At 64.8% G+C, this 16507-nt stretch carries 12 protein-coding genes and 1 pseudogene; 8 read left to right on the top strand and 5 right to left on the bottom strand.

Annotation, left to right across the window (positions count from 1 at the left end; all coding sequences use genetic code 11):
- The first annotated feature begins 352 nt into the window (after positions 1–352).
- From ABIE08_RS11850 to ABIE08_RS11820, 7 genes are all read left to right on the top strand, one after another.
- Entirely contained in the window at positions 353–1327 is a 975-nt protein-coding gene (locus ABIE08_RS11850; protein WP_354551158.1) for a substrate-binding domain-containing protein, read from the top strand.
- The gene (locus ABIE08_RS11845) at positions 1324–2898 is read left to right on the top strand and encodes a sugar ABC transporter ATP-binding protein (RefSeq protein WP_354551157.1); all 1575 of its coding nucleotides are present in this window, start codon (positions 1324–1326) and stop codon (positions 2896–2898) included. Before ABIE08_RS11850 ends, ABIE08_RS11845 begins: the two co-directional genes overlap by 4 nt.
- A 21-nt stretch (positions 2899–2919) precedes the next feature.
- Positions 2920–3936: an ABC transporter permease gene (locus ABIE08_RS11840; protein ID WP_354551155.1), complete on the top strand. Its 1017-nt coding sequence runs from the start codon at positions 2920–2922 to the stop codon at positions 3934–3936.
- Positions 3933–5906 (top strand): hypothetical protein, encoded by a 1974-nt coding sequence (locus ABIE08_RS11835; RefSeq protein WP_354551153.1) that lies wholly within the window; start codon positions 3933–3935, stop codon positions 5904–5906. Before ABIE08_RS11840 ends, ABIE08_RS11835 begins: the two co-directional genes overlap by 4 nt.
- Positions 5903–6949 (top strand): Gfo/Idh/MocA family protein, encoded by a 1047-nt coding sequence (locus ABIE08_RS11830; RefSeq protein WP_354551151.1) that lies wholly within the window; start codon positions 5903–5905, stop codon positions 6947–6949. The genes ABIE08_RS11835 and ABIE08_RS11830 overlap by 4 nt, the downstream gene beginning before the upstream one ends.
- Complete coding sequence (locus tag ABIE08_RS11825; RefSeq protein WP_354551150.1) at positions 6946–7998, top strand: aldo/keto reductase; 1053 nt, start codon at positions 6946–6948, stop codon at positions 7996–7998. The genes ABIE08_RS11830 and ABIE08_RS11825 overlap by 4 nt, the downstream gene beginning before the upstream one ends.
- Positions 7999–8069: 71 nt before the next feature.
- Positions 8070–8861: an SDR family NAD(P)-dependent oxidoreductase gene (locus tag ABIE08_RS11820; protein ID WP_354551148.1), complete on the top strand. Its 792-nt coding sequence runs from the start codon at positions 8070–8072 to the stop codon at positions 8859–8861.
- A gap of 486 nt (positions 8862–9347) precedes the next feature.
- Here the strand turns inward: ABIE08_RS11820 and ABIE08_RS11815 are convergent, their stop codons facing one another.
- Positions 9348–9578 carry a hypothetical protein gene (locus tag ABIE08_RS11815; RefSeq protein WP_436409548.1) on the bottom strand — a complete coding sequence of 77 codons (231 nt, stop codon included), beginning with the start codon at positions 9576–9578 and terminating at the stop codon, positions 9348–9350.
- 94 nt (positions 9579–9672) lie between these two features.
- On the bottom strand, positions 9673–10089 hold the full coding sequence (locus ABIE08_RS11810) for a hypothetical protein (protein ID WP_354551146.1): 417 nt from the start codon (positions 10087–10089) through the stop codon (positions 9673–9675).
- On the opposite strand from ABIE08_RS11810, the gene ABIE08_RS11805 reads away from it, so the two are divergent.
- Positions 10009–10470 (top strand): SDR family NAD(P)-dependent oxidoreductase, encoded by a 462-nt coding sequence (locus tag ABIE08_RS11805; protein ID WP_354551679.1) that lies wholly within the window; start codon positions 10009–10011, stop codon positions 10468–10470. The genes ABIE08_RS11810 and ABIE08_RS11805 overlap by 81 nt on opposite strands.
- A 715-nt stretch (positions 10471–11185) precedes the next feature.
- Here the strand turns inward: ABIE08_RS11805 and ABIE08_RS11800 are convergent.
- From ABIE08_RS11800 to ABIE08_RS11785, 3 genes and pseudogenes are all read right to left on the bottom strand, one after another.
- Positions 11186–11374: pseudogene (locus tag ABIE08_RS11800) on the bottom strand (L,D-transpeptidase); the annotation flags it as partial.
- A 1406-nt stretch (positions 11375–12780) separates the two neighbouring features.
- Positions 12781–13344, bottom strand: coding sequence for a GNAT family N-acetyltransferase (locus ABIE08_RS11790; RefSeq protein WP_354551144.1), 564 nt, complete (start codon positions 13342–13344; stop codon positions 12781–12783).
- Positions 13341–16502, bottom strand: a complete 3162-nt coding sequence (locus ABIE08_RS11785) for a multidrug efflux RND transporter permease subunit (RefSeq protein ID WP_354551143.1) — start codon at positions 16500–16502, stop codon at positions 13341–13343. The genes ABIE08_RS11790 and ABIE08_RS11785 overlap by 4 nt, the downstream gene beginning before the upstream one ends.
- Positions 16503–16507 lie beyond the last annotated feature (5 nt).

Raw genomic sequence — 16507 nt, 5'->3', positions numbered from 1 at the left:
GCCGGTCGCCCCTGCGGGGGTGGCTCGCAGCCTGCCAGGCCGGCCGAAATCGAACTCCGCCCGATGGAGGCATGGAAACGCCGCCTCCGCCGCTCGCGCTTCCAGCCATTCGGCCCGATCAGAGGATCGTTAGCCTTGGGGCCGTCTGGCGGGGGAGGGGACTATACGGCTCCCCGGCTCGCCCTTTCAAAGGACACAGCCGGGCGAGGCCTCCCCGTTTTGGAATTGTGTTTCCTCGGCTCGCCTTTCCGCAGAACATCCTGCCTTCATCAATACACGACAAAATCAATATAGATACTGAAGTATCAACCGCCCAAGACGCTTGGGCACTGAAGTCCCAAGGGAATTTCCGATGTCGATCAAGACAACGATCTCCGCGATAGCGCTCGCGGCGCTGGCAACCGCGCCTGCCTTCCACGCTTCGGCCGAGCCGAAGGGCAAGGATGCCGAGGTGACCATCCTCGTCTCCTCGCTGACCTACTCGTTCCCGCACTTCGTGTTCCTGCAGGAGCAGCTCGAAGATGAAGCCGCCAAGATCGGCAAGGTTAAGGTGCTGCGCGCCGATGGCCAGCTGAGTGCGCCGAAGCAGATCGCCGATATCGAGGCCGCCATCGTGCAGGGTGTCGACGGCATCATCATCGCTCCGGCCGATGCGGACGCGCTCGCGCCCGCCGTGAAGGCCGCGATCGACGCCGGCGTGCCGGTCGTGACGATCGACCGCCCGGTCAATGGCGTCCCAGAAGTGCTCGCCAATGTCGCGGCCGACAACGTCAAGGGCGCCGAGCGCCAGGGCGAGGCGATCGCTGCCCAGTTCCCAAAGGGCGCGACGATCATCAACCTGCAGGGCATCCCAGGCGACAAGACCGCCAACGATCGCAATCAGGGCGTCCACACCACCCTCGACAAGCAGCCCGATCTCTACAAGTTCGTGTCCGAGCAGACCGCGCGTTTCAGCCGCGACCAGGGGCTCGCCGTCACCGAGAACATCCTGACCGGTCTCGCCGAGGTTCCGCAGGTTATCGTCGCCGCCAATGACGACATGGCGCTCGGCGCCGCCCAGGCCGTCGAAGCCCGCAAGCTCAACGGCAAGGTCGCCATCTATGGCTATGACGGCTCGACCGACGCCCTGAAGGCCGTCAGCGACGGCTCGCTTGCCGCGACGGTCGACCAGTTCCCCGGCAAGCAGGGCCGGGTCGCCGTCAAGACGCTGGTCGATTTCATCCGCGAAGGCGTGAAGCCCGCCAACGCCAACATCCTCGTCGAGCCGGTCGCCATCACCAAGGCGAACCTTGCCGACGCAGAACGCATCGGCACGATCACGCAATGACCGCCATCGGCAGCGATGCCGGGACGACTGCCTCGGGTGGCGTTACGCCGCCCGAGACTTCGTTTCTGAGCCTCGAGAATCTCTCCAAGAGCTTCTTTGGCGTGACCGTGCTCGACCGCGTTTCGCTCGCGCTCCACCCCGGCAAGGTGCATGCACTGCTGGGCGAAAACGGCGCCGGCAAGTCGACCCTGATCAACCTCCTGAGCGGCATCCACAAGCCGGATGGCGGCGCGCTGCGGCTGGACGGCGAGACGGTCGAACTGACGGGGCCGCATGACGCGCAGAAGCGCGGCATCTCGACGATCCACCAGGAATTCAGCCTGTTTCCAGACCTGACCGTGGCCGAGGCGATCTTTGCCGGCCGCCTGCCGCTCAACCGCTTCGGCTTGGTCCACTGGCGCCGCATGGCGCAGCAGACGGCCGAGGTGATGCGGCAGCTCGGCGCCGAGATCGCGCCCTGGCGCCGGGTCGCGGATCTGAGCATCGCCGAACAGCAACTGGTCGAGATCGGCCGCGCGCTGACATTGAAATCGCGTTTGATCATCATGGATGAACCCACGGCCTCGCTGACGCCGCGCGAAGTGGATCGCCTGAAGGCGGTCGTTCGCGCCCTCACCGCCGAGGGCGTCTCGATCCTGTTCGTCAGCCACCGGCTGGAAGAGGTCAAGGAACTCGCCGACAGCTTCACCGTGTTGCGCGACGGTGTCGTGGTCGCCCGCGGCGACATCGCCGACGCGACGATCGACGACCTGGTTCGCTGGATGGTGGGCCGCGAACTGCTCGAGGAGGACTGCAGTCATGCGCCGTCCAAGTCCGGCGCCATCGTGCTCGAGGTGGAGGCGCTGAAAAGCCGGCCACACTCCGCCCGCTCGGCTTCGGTCGAAGGCGTCAGCTTCACCGTCCGCGCCGGCGAGATCGTCGGTCTCGCCGGGCTGGTCGGCGCCGGCCGCACCGAGATTGCCCGTCTCATCTTCGGGGCCGACCCGATCGGTGGCGGCGCCATCCGTTTGAACGGCCAGGCTTTTCGCCCCAAGGGACCGGGCGACGCGATTGCCGCTGGCGTGGCGCTGGTGCCCGAGGACCGCAAGCAGCAGTCGCTGTTTCCAACGCTTGCCATCAGCGAGAATTTCGCGGCGGCAGGCGGCGTGCCCACCGGCCCGTTCGGCATTCTTCGCCGCAAGGCGGAAAAGGGCGCGTTTCAGCACTTTCGCGACCGGCTGAAGCTGCGTTCGGCCGGCGCCAACGCGCCGATCGCCACGCTTTCCGGCGGCAACCAGCAGAAGGTCGTGCTCGCCCGCTGGCTGGAGCTGAAGCCGCGGCTGCTGATCGTCGACGAGCCGACGCGCGGCGTCGATATCGGCGCGAAGGCGGACCTGCACCGCCTGCTGCGCGAACTGGCCGCCGACGGCGTCGCCATCCTGCTGATCTCCTCCGACCTGCCGGAAGTACTGGCGCTCAGCCATCGCATCCTGACGCTGCGCGCCGGCCGCTTGACCGGCGAACTCGCCGGCAGCGATGCCGACGAAGAAAGCCTGATGCGGCTGATGACGCTTCCCAAGGCGGCAGCCTGATCCCCAACCCCGGTTGAAACCATGTCCCTTGCTTCATCGCCTCCCTTGGCCCGTCAGCGGCCGGCGAACCTGATCGCGCTGCTTGCCCGCTTCGCGCCGCTGATCTTCCTGCTGCTGTTGATGGCGCTGTTCACCTTTCTCGCGCCGCGCTTCCTGTCGTCGCTGAACCTGTTCAACATCCTGCGCCAGGTCTCGATCTTCGGCATCGTCGCCGTCGGCATGACCTTCGTCATCCTGACGCGCGGCATCGACCTCTCGATCGGTGCGCTGATCGCGCTGACCGGCCTGGTCGCGGCCGTCGTCGCCAAGGGTGGCATTCCGGGCCGGCTTGAACTGACGGCCGGCGGCGGGCCCTTCGCCTGGTATTGGGCAGCGCTGGCCGCGATCGTCGTGGGCGGCGTCGCCGGCGTGCTGCAAGGCGTTTTCGTCGCCAGGCTGAGCGTGCCCGCCTTCGTGGTGACGCTGGGCGGCATGACGATCTTCCGCGGCCTGGCCTTGATCATCGGCAATGGCGGCCCGATCAGCGGCTTCGACGAAAGCTTCGGTTGGTGGGGACGCGGCATGGTCGGCGCGGTGCCGGTGCCGGTGATCGTCTTCCTGGTCGTCGTGGTGATCGCCGGCTTCGTGCTGCATTCGACCCGCTATGGCCGCTCGGTCTATGCCATCGGCTCCAACCCGGAAGCGGCGCGACTTTGCGGACTGAACGTCAACCGCACGCTGATCAGCGTCTATGCGCTGACAGGCCTTTGCGCCGGGCTTGGCGGCTTCCTGCTCGCCTCGCGGCTCAATTCCGCCGAGGCGGTCGCCGGCAACCAGTATGAACTGAACGTCATCGCGGCCGTCGTGATCGGCGGCACCAGCCTCTATGGCGGAACCGGCAGCATCGCCGGCACGGTGATCGGCACGCTGCTGATCGGCGTGCTGCTGAACGGTCTCGTGATCCTCAATGTCTCGCCCTACGTCCAGCAATTGCTGATCGGCGCGATCATCGTCGGCGCCGTCACGTTCGACATCTTCATCAAGAAGTACAAGCGATGAGTCGCCCTCTTTTTCTCACGGGAACGGCGAGCCTCGAGCCGCCGGTTCGCAGTCTCGTCGCCGGCGCGCTGTCGGCGACCTATGATCGCGGCGCGCTGCGCTGGGTGCGCTGGCATGGAAGAGAGATCCTGCGCGGCCTCTCCTTTCTCGTCCGCACGCCGGGCTGGGGAACGCCGGACGCCGAAATTTCCGATCTCGATATCGCAGAGAGCGCCGACCGGTTCTCGGTCGGTTATTCCGCGCGCTATCGCAACGGCGCTTCCATCATTTCGGCCCGGATCCGTTTCACCGGCAACGCCGACGGTGCCCTCGACGCGACCGCGACGATCCTGCCGGAGACGGATTTCGAGACCAACCGCACCGGCTTCGTCGTGCTGCACCCGCTCGACGGCGTCGTCGGCCAGCATTTGTCGGTCGAGCATGCCTCGGGGGGCACGGAAGAATTCGTCATGCCGGAGGCGATCAGCCCGGGCCAGCCGCTGTTCGACATTCGCGCCATCACCCATTCGCCGGAGCCCGGCCTTTCGGTCACGGTCCACTTCGAGGGCGACGTCTTCGAGATGGAGGACCATCGCAACTGGTCCGACGCCTCGTTCAAGACCTATAGCCGGCCGATCGGCCTGCCTTACCCCTACCGGCTCGAAGCGGGGACGCCGACGCAGCAATCCGTGAAAGTCACGGTCCGCGACACGGTCGAGCGGGCTCAGCCGGCCGGTGCGGGCGACGGCGCGCCGAAAGCCACGCTGGTCACGATCGGCGACGCGACAGACGTCCGGCTACCCCGGATCGGCATCGGCCTGCCGGCCGGTCTCGCGGGCGCGGCGCTTGCGGTCGCGCCGCAGTTGGCAACACTGGCGGGTGCGCACTGGCTGCTCCGCTATGATCCGGCAGCCGGCGACAAGCCCGGGGACATCCTCGTTGTCGGCGACCTCGCCCGCCGCACGCGCCTTCCGGTCGCCTTCGAGCTTCTCCTGACGGCCGAGTCGGATCCGCGTCCGGAAATCGCCGAGGCGGCCGGATGGCTCGCTGACGCTGGAATCGCGCCGCTTTTGGTCGCCGCCTTCCCTAAGGTCGACGAAACCTCGTTCCAGCCCGGCGAAGAGCGTCCGCCCGCGCCCGGCGAGGCGGCCATTTATGAAGCAATCCGCGAGAGCTTCCCCGGCATTCCGGCCGGCAGCGGCTCGCCCGCCTTCTTCACCGAGTTGAATCGCAAGCGGCCGCCGGCCGGCACCTTCGATTTCATCACCCACGCCACCGCGCCCACGGTGCACGCAGCCGACGATCTCTCCGTGATCGAGACGCTGCAATCGCTGCCGCATATCCTGCGCTCGGCGCGGGCCATTGCAGGCACCGCGCCCCACCATATCGGCCCGATCGGTATCGGTGCGCGGCTCAATCCCTATGGACCCGGCCCGACACCCAATCCCGACAATGGCCGCGTCGGCCTCGCCGCCGCCGATCCGCGCCAGCGCGCGCTGCTCGGAGCCGCCTGGCATGTCGGTTATGCCGCTGCCGTAGCCCCATTCGGCATCGACACGCTGGTCCTCGGAGCACCTGCCGGCCCGTTCGGGCTGGTCTCGACGCGCCAGGCCTATGCGCGGCCCTGGTGGGACGACGTCGCCGAGGGCAGCGTCTATCCGCTGTTTCATGTCGTTGCCGATCTCGCCGAAGCGTCCGGCAAGCCCCGGCTCGCAATCGAGATGCCAAACGCCGACATCGCAGCGCTCGGCTGGGTCCAGGATGGCAGGCGGCAGGTGATTCTCGCCAACCTTTCCGACCGTCCCGTGGCGCTTCGCCTCGCCGGCCTCGGCGCCGCGACGCTCCGGCTACTCGATGCCGAAAGCTTCACCACCGCCGCGCTGACGCCTGGTGCCTTCCGCGATGCAAGCCTCAGCCTACCGGACGATGGCGCGCTGACGCTTGATGCCTACGCGATCGCGACGGTTTCCGAGACAGGAGCGGCAGCATGACCGCACGCTTGAAGGGCGCCGTCATCGGCTGCGGGTTCTTCGCCCAGAACCACCTGCATGGCTGGGCCGACCTGGACGATGTGGAGATCGTCGCCGTCTGCGACGTCGACGAAGCCAAGGCGCGAGCAGCGGCTGAAAAATTCGGTATCACCCGCGTCTACACCAGCGCGAAAACCCTGTTTGCCACTGAGGCGCTCGGCTTCGTCGACATCCCGACGACGATGGAGACGCATGAAGCGCTGGCGGGGCTCGCCTTCGCCCATGGCGTGCCGGTGATCCTGCAGAAGCCGTTCGCGCCCGATCTCGACGCTTGCCGGCGGATCGTCGCTGCCGCGGCAGCCGCCAACGTGCCGCTGATGATCCACGAGGATTTTCGTTTCCAGAACCTGTCCCGGACGGTGCGGAAGATCCTCGACAGCGGCGAACTCGGGCGGCTGACCTTCGGCCGCCTCTCCTGGCGCACCGGCATCGACGTCTATTCGAACCAGCCCTATCTCGCGAACGTCAAGCGCTTCATGATCATGGATGTCGGCATCCATCTGCTCGACCTCGCCCGCTTCCTGTTCGGCGAGGCGGACGGCGTCTTCTGCCGCACGCAGCAGATCAAGGAAGGCATCGCCGGCGAGGACGCCGCGACCATCCTGCTCAGCCATGAGCAGGGCGCGACGTCGATCCTCGACTTCAGCTACGCCACCAGGCGCGATCCCGACCCGTTCCCCCAGACGCTGGGCGAGATCGAGGGCACCGAGGGCACGCTGGTGATCGGCGCCGACCAGGTGCTGACCGTGCATGGCAAGGGCGGAACGCGGCGTATCGCCGTGCCGCAGGACGGCCGTGCATGGACCCGCGAACCCTGGACACAGATCCAGGACAGCGTGGTCCACACCCAGCGCCATTTCATCGACAGCCTGCGCAGCGGTGTCGAGCCGGAGACTTCCGGCCGCGACAGCCTTGCCACCTATGCGCTGCTCGAAGCCGCCTATCTCTCCGCCGCCAGCGGAAGGCTCATCCATCCCGAACGCCTTGTGGGAGACCCCGCATGACCCTCTTTTCGACCCGCCGGCTCGGCAAGACCGAGCTCCGCCTTCCCGTCTTCGGCGTTGGCACCTGCCCGCTCGGCGATCTCTTCGAGGCAATCCCGGAAGCCGAGGCCAGCGCCACGCTGGAAGCCGCCTGGAATGGCGGCGTTCGCCTCTATGACACCGCGCCCTGGTATGGGCTCGGCCAGGGCGAGCACCGCACCGGTCGTGCGCTCTATCGCCGTCCGCGCGAAGACTTTGTCCTATCCACCAAGGTAGGAAGACGGCTGTTCCGGCCGCGCGACCGCGCCAGTTTCGACGGTTCGAAATGGAAGGGCGGCCTCGCCTTCGAGCATGTGCACGATTACTCCTATGACGGCATCCTGCGCTCCTATGAGGACAGCCTGCAACGGCTCGGCATCAACAAGGTCGATGTCCTCTACATTCACGACCTCGACAGCGGCTATTTCCCCGACGAGGCCGACCTGCTGGCCCGGCTGCGGGAACTGGAAACCGGTGGATTTCGCGCGCTGGAGGAATTGAAGTCTTCCGGCGAGATCAGCGCCATCGGCGCGGGGATCAACGAGCGCGGCATGATCCACCGCTTCCTCGATCGCTACCCGCTCGACGTCTTCCTGGTTGCCTCCCGCTACACGCTGCTGGAACAGACGATCTATGCCGACGAGTTGCTGCGCGCCGAGCGCGAAGGCGCCGGCATCGTCATCGGCGGGGCATTCAATTCCGGCATCCTGGCAACGGGCGCCGCGGGCGCCGGCCGCTACGAATATGGCGCCGTGCCAGTGGCGATCCTCGATTGGGTGCGCCGGATCGAGGCGGTGGCGGCGCGCCATGGCGTCCCGCTCGCCGCCGCCGCGCTGCAGTTCCCGCTCGGCTTCCAGGCAGTCGCGAGCGTGCTGAACGGCCCGTCGCGGGTTGGCGAGATCGAGCAGAACCTCCGGCATTTCCGCCATCCAATCCCGAGCGATTTCTGGCTGGAACTCCGCGCCGAGAAGCTGCTTGGCGACGAGATCCCGATCCCGGCGGCCGTCGCCCACGCACCCGCGGCCGCCTAGCCCTTTCCCCACACGGGACGCGGCTTTTCGCCAGGTCCCCGATCGTTTCCATCATCCCCTGGAGCAAACTTATGGCTCGAATTCTCGATACGCTCTTCTCGCTGGAAGGTAAGACGGCGCTGGTCACCGGCGCCGGTGGCGCCATCGGCCGTGTGCTCGCCAAGGCCCTGGCCGAAAGCGGCGCCAAAGTCGCCATTCACGATTTCGATGACGAACGCCTCGCCGGGGCGAAGGCATTCATCGAGGAGACCGGTGCAGCCGTCCTTACCTTCAAGGCCGATCTCACGGACGCCAAGGCCTGCCGCACGCTGGTCGACGACGCGCATGCCGCCCTCGGCAAGCTCGACATCCTGCTCAACAGCGCCGGCACCAACCGCCGCAAGCCGATTGTCGAGGTTACGCCGGAGGATTTCGACGCCATCATCGACGTCAATCTGCGCAGCATCTATTTCCTGAGCCAGGCAGCTCAGCCGCACATGGCGGCGCAGGGCGGCGGCAAGATCGTCAACATCTCGTCGCTGAGCGCCAAGCACGCCTTCAACACGATCTCGGTCTACGCGGCCTCGAAGGCCGGCGTCAGCCAGTTGACCAAGGCGATGGCGCGCGAATGGGTCGGTGACAACATCCAGGTCAACGCCATCGAGCCGGGCTTCGTGAAGACGGAATTCACCCGCCCGCTCTGGGACGATGAATACCGTGCCGACTGGTTCGCCCGCTTCATCCCGACGGGCCGCCTCGCCAACCCGGACGAACTGATTGGCGCCACGCTGCTGCTGGCCTCGCCGGCCTCCTCCTACATCACCGGTCAGGCGATCGTGGTCGATGGGGGTGTCCTGTCGGGCGCAACATGGGTCAAGCCCTAGCCGCACTCGATGGCGGAAGGCGCGCTCGCGCCAGGACGCAACGAGCCGTCCATGACGGTCCTGGCTGCGCGGGTCTCATCGCGCAGCCCTGAGGAAACCCATCTCAACCCAGCGGAATCCATTCGAGGCCCACCTTCGGCCTATCCATGAGGCCATCTCGTGACTCGGCGACGCGACCGCGAATGAACTGTCTAGAACTGGGCTGTCTGGTGCTTGACCGCAGACTACGAATGGATACGGACCACCAAGGTTTCGCGGAGCAGACTCACCAGCTGTCGAATTTGGTCGATCTACGAGAGCGTTGAGCTCTCTGAGTTTACGACGCGGGTCTGGACTATGGGTATCGCTATAATGGAGCACGCCCTCGACCCCGAGGCTTGGGCAGACCAATGTAGCCCTTGGAATCAGAAGTCCGCAAAGGGTCATATGAGACCTTTGCGCCAGCGGTTTGAGCGTTCGCTGTTAGTTTGCGGTCGCCAGAAGCGGTCAGTCTGCCTCCGGCCCCGTTCCTGTCGGATTTGTCCTCAGCCCCCATGGGCGCCACCATCGCCACACGCCCTGCAAATCGGAATTCGCCGTCTGCTTTCGCGCGGTCCGGGAAATGTCTTCCGGTCGCAATCCCAGAATAACTTCGTCGCGACCAACGCGCGCGGCGATGCTTGCCTGCGCCCCTGCGGATCCCCCGAGCCGGAGGATACTTCCGCCTTCGGCAGCCATGCAGCTCGCCTTTCCCATGTTCATCGCCGGAGAGCCCATGAAACCTGCCACGAACAGATTCGCGGGGTTGTCGTAGATCTCTTTATCTAAACCGTCAGGGGCGTAGTCGCTTCTTCCCGACGTCCTCGCTGCTTCGTTTGCCGGGTTCCTTTGGATCGCCGCTCACGCCAGTCGCGACCGTGTAGTTCGTGCGCGCCGAATTCTCATCAAAGCGGAACAGAACATTTTCGCCGTAGACATGCTGAACGGTCGTGCCGCTATTGTAACACGCGCCGGCGGAGCGATTGGAGGCGCTATTTGCATTGCCCTCACTGTCGCAGGCGCTTGCGTCTTGGCCGTAGACAAGAATGCAGAGGGACTGGCCGGACTGAGGTCTGAGCGCTGTATTTCGTTCGTTTAGGACCTCACCGCCAAGAATGCAGCCGAGGCGATCATCAAGGCTGCGCGTGCGCAGGGGCCGGTCGACATCCTGATCAACAATGCGGGCATCGGCAATGCGCCGGCCCTGCACGAGACCAGCGATGGGACCTTCGACCTCCCGATGGAGGTCAATTTCGGCAGCGCCTTCCGCCTGACGCGGGTGTGCATCCCGGGTCTGATCGAGCGACGTGGATGCGTCCTCAAAACTGCATCGGTAGCAGCTGTGTCAGGATATCAACGGCAGGCTGCATATAGCGCTGCCAAGGCGGAGTTGACTGGCCTGACCCGAAACATCGCGGCAAACTACGGCCGCCATGGCGTCGGCGCCCATTGCGTCGCGCCCGGGATCATCCGCACGGCCCTCGCCGAGCAGAGGCTATCCCAGCCAGAATTTTGGAACCTGATCGTCGGCTCGACTGCCTTGGAACGAGCGGGAATGCCGGACGATGTAGCTGCGGCCATTTTGTCCTAGCCAGTGCCCTTGCATCGTTCATAACCGGGCAGGTGCTGGGCTTGGATGGGGGCAGGGGTGCACGAGCTATATCTCGCCCGACATTATTGCGTCGTCGACGGCGTGGAGCGGGCTCAGGCTGAGCGCTAGCACCAGACTCCCGAAAACTCGGCCTCACGCGCTTGTCATGCCATCGGCTTTGAGGCCGCCGCACCGATCGCGGCAGGGCGGTTGCCACGCCGCTTCGTTGAGCACTCCCGACTTTATCGACGCTCGCACCAGACGCGTCCATCCGTCGCGTCATTCATGCACAAATTCGAGGCCATGGTACAAAAATATGGTATCGTCAATGCAAGATGATGAAAATAAATCATATTTGGTAGCCTCCCCCGCTACCAAATCTCTCAATGAAATTAGGTACTTACAAGGCGCCCTCCGAGGCGCCTTTTTTGTGTCGACAGTCTTGTCGCGTTTTCTGGATAATTTTGTTCCCCGAGCATTCGCGCGCTCCATCTTTTGGGCGACGCCGCGCATCTGCATTTGGCGGTCTGCTTCGGCGCTGTAGTGGTCGGCTTGCGCCTGCGTTTTCTGGCCGAGCAGCGACGATCGAAGCTTTGCAAGGGGCGTCGGGATAGACCCATCCAGGCATGGCAGCCACGTCGACATTGCCCACCGCGCCCGTCTGCGTTTCGGTGGTGTGATTGTCTGGGTCCGATCTCCGTTTCGCGGCTCGGTGCTAGACGACGATCACTGACGCTCCAACAGGAACGCGATCATAGAGTTCAATGATGTCCTCATTGATCATCCGGATGCAGCCGGAAGATGCCTCCGTGCCGATCGTCCACGGTTCCGAGGTGCCGTGGATGCGGTACAGCGTGTCGACACCGCCTGCGTACAAGTAGAGGGCTCTCGCCCCCAGCGGATTGGCCACCTGAATTCTGTAGAAGTTGACCATAGGGCTGGCTGTTACCCGGATTGTCGTGGATGGTGACATTGGCCCCGCCAGACAGCGTTAGCCCGCCATCCAGCGAGCCCTCAACAACCATCGTTGTGTATCTGCCGGCATCCCATATTGTTCCAGTACCATCCAATGTCAGGGTGTGCCCCCCCGTGGTATCAATTGTCACACTTTCGGGTGCGACAGCTGAGGGCAAAACCGTGGGGGCGGTAACGGAAACATCGCCCTGCAAGCGGATGGTTGTGGGCTCCGCGTCCGTGCTGGCATCTGTCAGCGCTTGCACGAACTCAGTGCTGTTACTCACATTGATGTCCGCAGCATAGGCGGGGGGAATGAAGCTTATCGGGGCTAAGATGGCAAATGAGGCCCCGCTAAGCAGCCAGGAGTTAACACGAGGGCACCTTCGGGCTTGCCGCGCAAAGCTTAGCGGCGGCGAGATGCGCTGTTGGCCCGTTAACTCTTTCATTCCATTCCCCCAAAGTCATGCACTCAGCCCCATCGGACAAGAGCACCTAGCCAAAAAGTTAAGTATTTTTTGATTGGATAATAGTTAAGCGCCTTATCAGGCTAGACGACGATCACGGATCGGTCCTACAGGAGCGTGATCATGGACATGTCCCTATTGATCATCCGGATGCAGCCGGAAGAAGCCTCCGTACCGATCGTCCACGGTTCCGAGATGCCGTGGATGCGGTATAGCGTACCGAGTGTAAACCCAGGGGCAGGCCTGAGGCAGAATAGATCAGGCGTACTGCCAGATCCGCCCCCACGATAGTGGGAATTCCGAACTATAATAGGAGTAGGGTGAAACTTACTCTTGATGCAACGCCACTTGCTGTCACTCCCTGTCACTTCCTGTCGGTCGGCGGCGCCAGGCTTCGCGCTTCCCCCTCCCATGCCCGGCCCTCGCTCCTGGGAGCGGCAAGGAGGGCTTGCAGGAAAATTTGGAGGCTCGAACGTTCTCACGGAGCGCTCCGCGGAATGGCATCGCGTCAGGCAAAGGCAACGCTTGCCGGAATGTCCGAGACGGGGCGCGAAGCGGACCTGCGGTCGGGCGGGCAAGATCATTCGAGGCCGCTGATGGCAAAAGTGGTAAACTGCCATAAGTCTTTTGAAGCGATCCCTTTGCGCCCTCATTCAGGTCGTTCAGCGACAGTTTCCGAGTTCCCGAAAGCTGCCGTTCGGTGCCTCTCGCGAGGATGCCGGCCCCGTTGCTGTCGCAATGCGCGCCAGATTAGTCGTTCGATCCAGTCTCTCGCTATCTGGCAACGCGAAGCAAGTTGATCGAAGCGATCGGTGAATGATCCGCCGACCTCCGACGAAGAAAAGTGCGGCCAAGTAAGTAACCGTTGGCGCATCTGGATTTTCGGGCCCTAAGGCAGCTGACTCGATTCGAACTCCGCGGATCCCATGCGCTTTTCGAAGCGGAACATGCCGTCATCGTCCGGGAGGTCTTGGCTGGGCGGATGGTTGGGATCCGGGTGGCGGGCGTGGTGGTACTCGACGATGTGGAACCCGCAGACGTTGACGTAGAAGTGGATGTTACGCTTCTCGAAGTAGGGCGTGTGTGTCGTCCAGACTTTGGTGTCGGGATAGCGCGCCTCAATAGCCGCCCAAGCCTTGCGGCCGATGCCGCGACCCAGTTCGTCAGCCCGCAAGTAAAAGAGGTCGAGTGAGTTGCGTTGTGTCGCGACGTCGATCGAGACAACGGCCCCGCCGACCCACCGGCCATCCTCCAGGATGCGGTGAACCACGGCGTTCGGAGCCTTGAAGGAGGCCTCCACGTCCTCGTCGGCGGGAACAGGCCCATCGGCGACCGAACCAAACGCTTCCACGACCGCGATGGCGAAAGCCTCCTGAAGATCCCTGCGGAAGCGAGGGAGGTCGGCGGCGCTCGCGATATCGAGGGTGATTTTGCCGGTGGGGGAGGCAGTCATGACTTTTCTCCAGTTCCGGTTTCAATGACGGGCGAAACCAGGAGGCGCCCGGTCGGGCTCGTCGCGACCAACTCGCTGCCTTTGCGTGCGGCAGGACGCATCACGAGTACGAAGAAGACCGGCACGAAGAGGAGTGCGAGTACGGTGGCCGAGATCATGCCGCCGAACAGGCCCGTGCCGAGAGCGTTCTGCGTTTCCGAGCTCGGCCCCCTGGCGATGACCAGGGGCACGATGCCGAGCGCGAAGGCGAGCGATGTCATGACGATGGGGCGCAGGCGCAGACGCGCCGCTTCGAGAGCAGCCTCGCGCAAACTCAAACCCTCGTTCCACAGCTTGCGGGCGAACTCCACGATCAGCACCGCGTTCTTGGCCGACAGGCCGATAAGCGTGATCAGGCCGACCTTGAAGAACACATCGTTCTCTAGCCCCCGCAGATGGACCGCCGCGACCGCGCCGATGATGCCGAGCGGCACGACCAGCATGACCGAAATCGGAATGGCCCAGCTTTCGTAGAGGGCAGCCAGCACCAGGAAGACGACGACGATGGAAAGCGCCACCAGAAGCGGCGTCTGGGCGCCCGACTGGCGTTCCTGGAAAGACTGGCCGGTCCATTCGACGGCGAAGCCGGCGGGAAGCTGCGCGGCGATCCGCTCCATCTCGTTCATCGCATTGCCGCTCGACACGCCCAGCGCGGCATCGCCGGAGAGGCTGAGTGAGGGGTAGCCATTATAGCGGTTGAGCTGCAGCGGGCTGACCGACCATTCCGGCGTCACCACTTCGGACAGGGGAACCATGCCGCCCTTGTCGTTGCGCACATGCAGCTTCAGCACGTCCTCGACCTGCATGCGGTCGCTGGCCCGCGCCTGCAGAATGACCTGCTGGAGGCTTCCGGCGCGCGGGAAGTCGTTGACATAGGACGAGCCCATGGCGGAAGCGAGCACGTCGCTGATGGCCGTGAAGGATACCCCGAGCGCGCCGGCCTTCTGGCGGTCGACGTGAAGCTTCACGCTGGGGCCGTCGGGAAGGCCGTCCACCCGCACATTGCGCAGGAGCTTGCTTTGACCGGCGAGCGCGACCAGCGTCTCCGACGCATCCCGCAGCGCCGTCGCGTCGCGCCCTGCGCGGTCGACCAGGCGAAGCGACACGCCCGAGGTCGTGCCCAGTTCGTCGATGGCCGGCGGCTTCATGATCAGGACTTCTCCCTCCGTCGCTTCCTGCATCGCCCGTTCGGCAGCCGCGATTTCCGCGTCCGTGCTGCCGCTGCGCGAATCCCAGTCGCGCAGCGTCGTGAAGGTCATCGCGGCATTTGGGCCCGAACCGGAAAAGCCGAAGCCCATGATGGACAGGTTGTTGGCGATATCGGGACGCGTCGCGGCGTGGCGGTCGAAGCGTGCCACCAGCGCCTGGGTCCGCTCGGAGGTGGCGTCGGCCGGCAGCGTGAACGAGGTCATGAACGTCCCCTGGTCCTCGTCCGGCACGAAAGCGGTCGGCAGCGCGCCGTAGCCCAGCACCAGCGCGCCGATGAGGACGCCATAGACCAGCATGACGCGACCGGCCCGCCGGACGAGCCAGGCGACCCATGTCGTATATGGTCCCGTGAGCCGGTCGAAACCCCGGTTGAACCAGGCGAAGAAGCCCCTGCGCTCTGGATGATGGGCGACCGGCCGCAGGATCGTGGCGCAGAGCGCGGGCGTCAGGCTCAGGGCGAGGAAGGCCGAGAACAGGATCGAGACCGCGAGCGCGACGGTGAACTGCCGATAGATTGCGCCGACCGACCCGCCGGCGAGGCCCATCGGCAGGAACACCGCTGTCAGAACCAGCGTGATGCCGATGACCGCGCCTGTGATCTCACGCATGGCCCGGCGGGTGGCGCCGCGCGGGGACAGGCCCTCGGTCGCCATGAGCCGCTCGACGTTTTCCACGACGACGATCGCGTCGTCGACGATGATGCCGATCGCCAGCACCATGCCGAACATCGTCAGCACATTGATCGAATAGCCGATGGCCCACATCACCGCGAAGGTGCCGAGCAGCGCGATCGGCGCGACAATGGCAGGGATCAGCGTGTAGCGAATGTTCTGCAGGAAGAGGAGCATGATCAGGAACACCAGCACCATCGCCTCGGCGAGCGTCTGCACGACCTTCGCGATCGAGAGCTTCACGAAGGGCGCCGTATCGTAGGAGACGGCATAGGCGATACCGTCGGGCATCGACGGGGCGAGTTCGGCCAGACGCGCCTTCACGCCTTCGGATGCCGCGACGGCGTTGGCGCCGGGGGCGAGCTGGATGGCCGCGGCAGTGGCCGGCTTGCCGCCGTCGAAGATCGAGAAGCCCATCGTCTGCGGGCCGATCTCGATCCTGGCGACATCGCCCAGTGTCAGCTTCGAGCCGTCCGGGTTGGAGCGCAGGACGACGGCGGCGAACTCTTCGGGCGTCTTCAACTGGCCGTCGAGGCTGAGCGGAACGCTGATCATCTGGCCGGGAACGGCAGGCGCCTCGCCGAGGCGGCCGGGCGCCACCTGGACGTTCTGGGCCTGGATGGCCTGCGTGATCTCGGCCATGGAGACCGCGTAGGAAACCAGCCGGGCCGGATCGATCCAGACGCGCATGGCCGCCTCCGAGCCGAAGGACTGGACGCGGCCGACGCCGGGCACCCGCTTGAGCTCCGGGGCCAGGCGGCGCGCGAGATAGTCGTCCAGTGCCAGGGAACTGGCCTTGCCGCCTTCGGAACGCAGCGAGACAATCATCAGGAATCCCGACGTGATGCCCTCCACGGAAAGGCCCGCGCGCCGGACCGTCTCGGGCAGGCGCTGCTCGACCGCTTTCAGGCGGTTCTGGACATCGATCAGGGCGAGCTCCGGGTCGGTGCCGGGCTTGAAGGTGACGGTTATGCTGGCATTGCCCGACGAGTCGGATGACGACTCGAAGTAGAGGACATTCTTGACCGCCGTCAGCTCACGCTCGATGGGGGCGGTGATGCTGTCGTTGACGGTCTGCGGGCTGGCGCCCGTATAGGTGGCATTGATGCTGACGCTCGGCGGCGCGATGACGGGAAAGCGCGAGACCGGCAGTTGCGGGATCGCGGCGAGACCGGCCAGCACGATGAAGATCGCGATGACCCAGGCGAAGACCGGCCGTTCTATGAAGAAATGAGGCATCGGAC

This window comes from Kaistia defluvii (genome assembly GCF_040548815.1).
Classification (GTDB): Bacteria; Pseudomonadota; Alphaproteobacteria; order Rhizobiales; family Kaistiaceae; genus Kaistia; species Kaistia defluvii_A.
The sequence above is the reverse complement of the archived record's forward strand: the minus strand, read 5'-3'. Positions and strand labels throughout refer to the sequence as shown.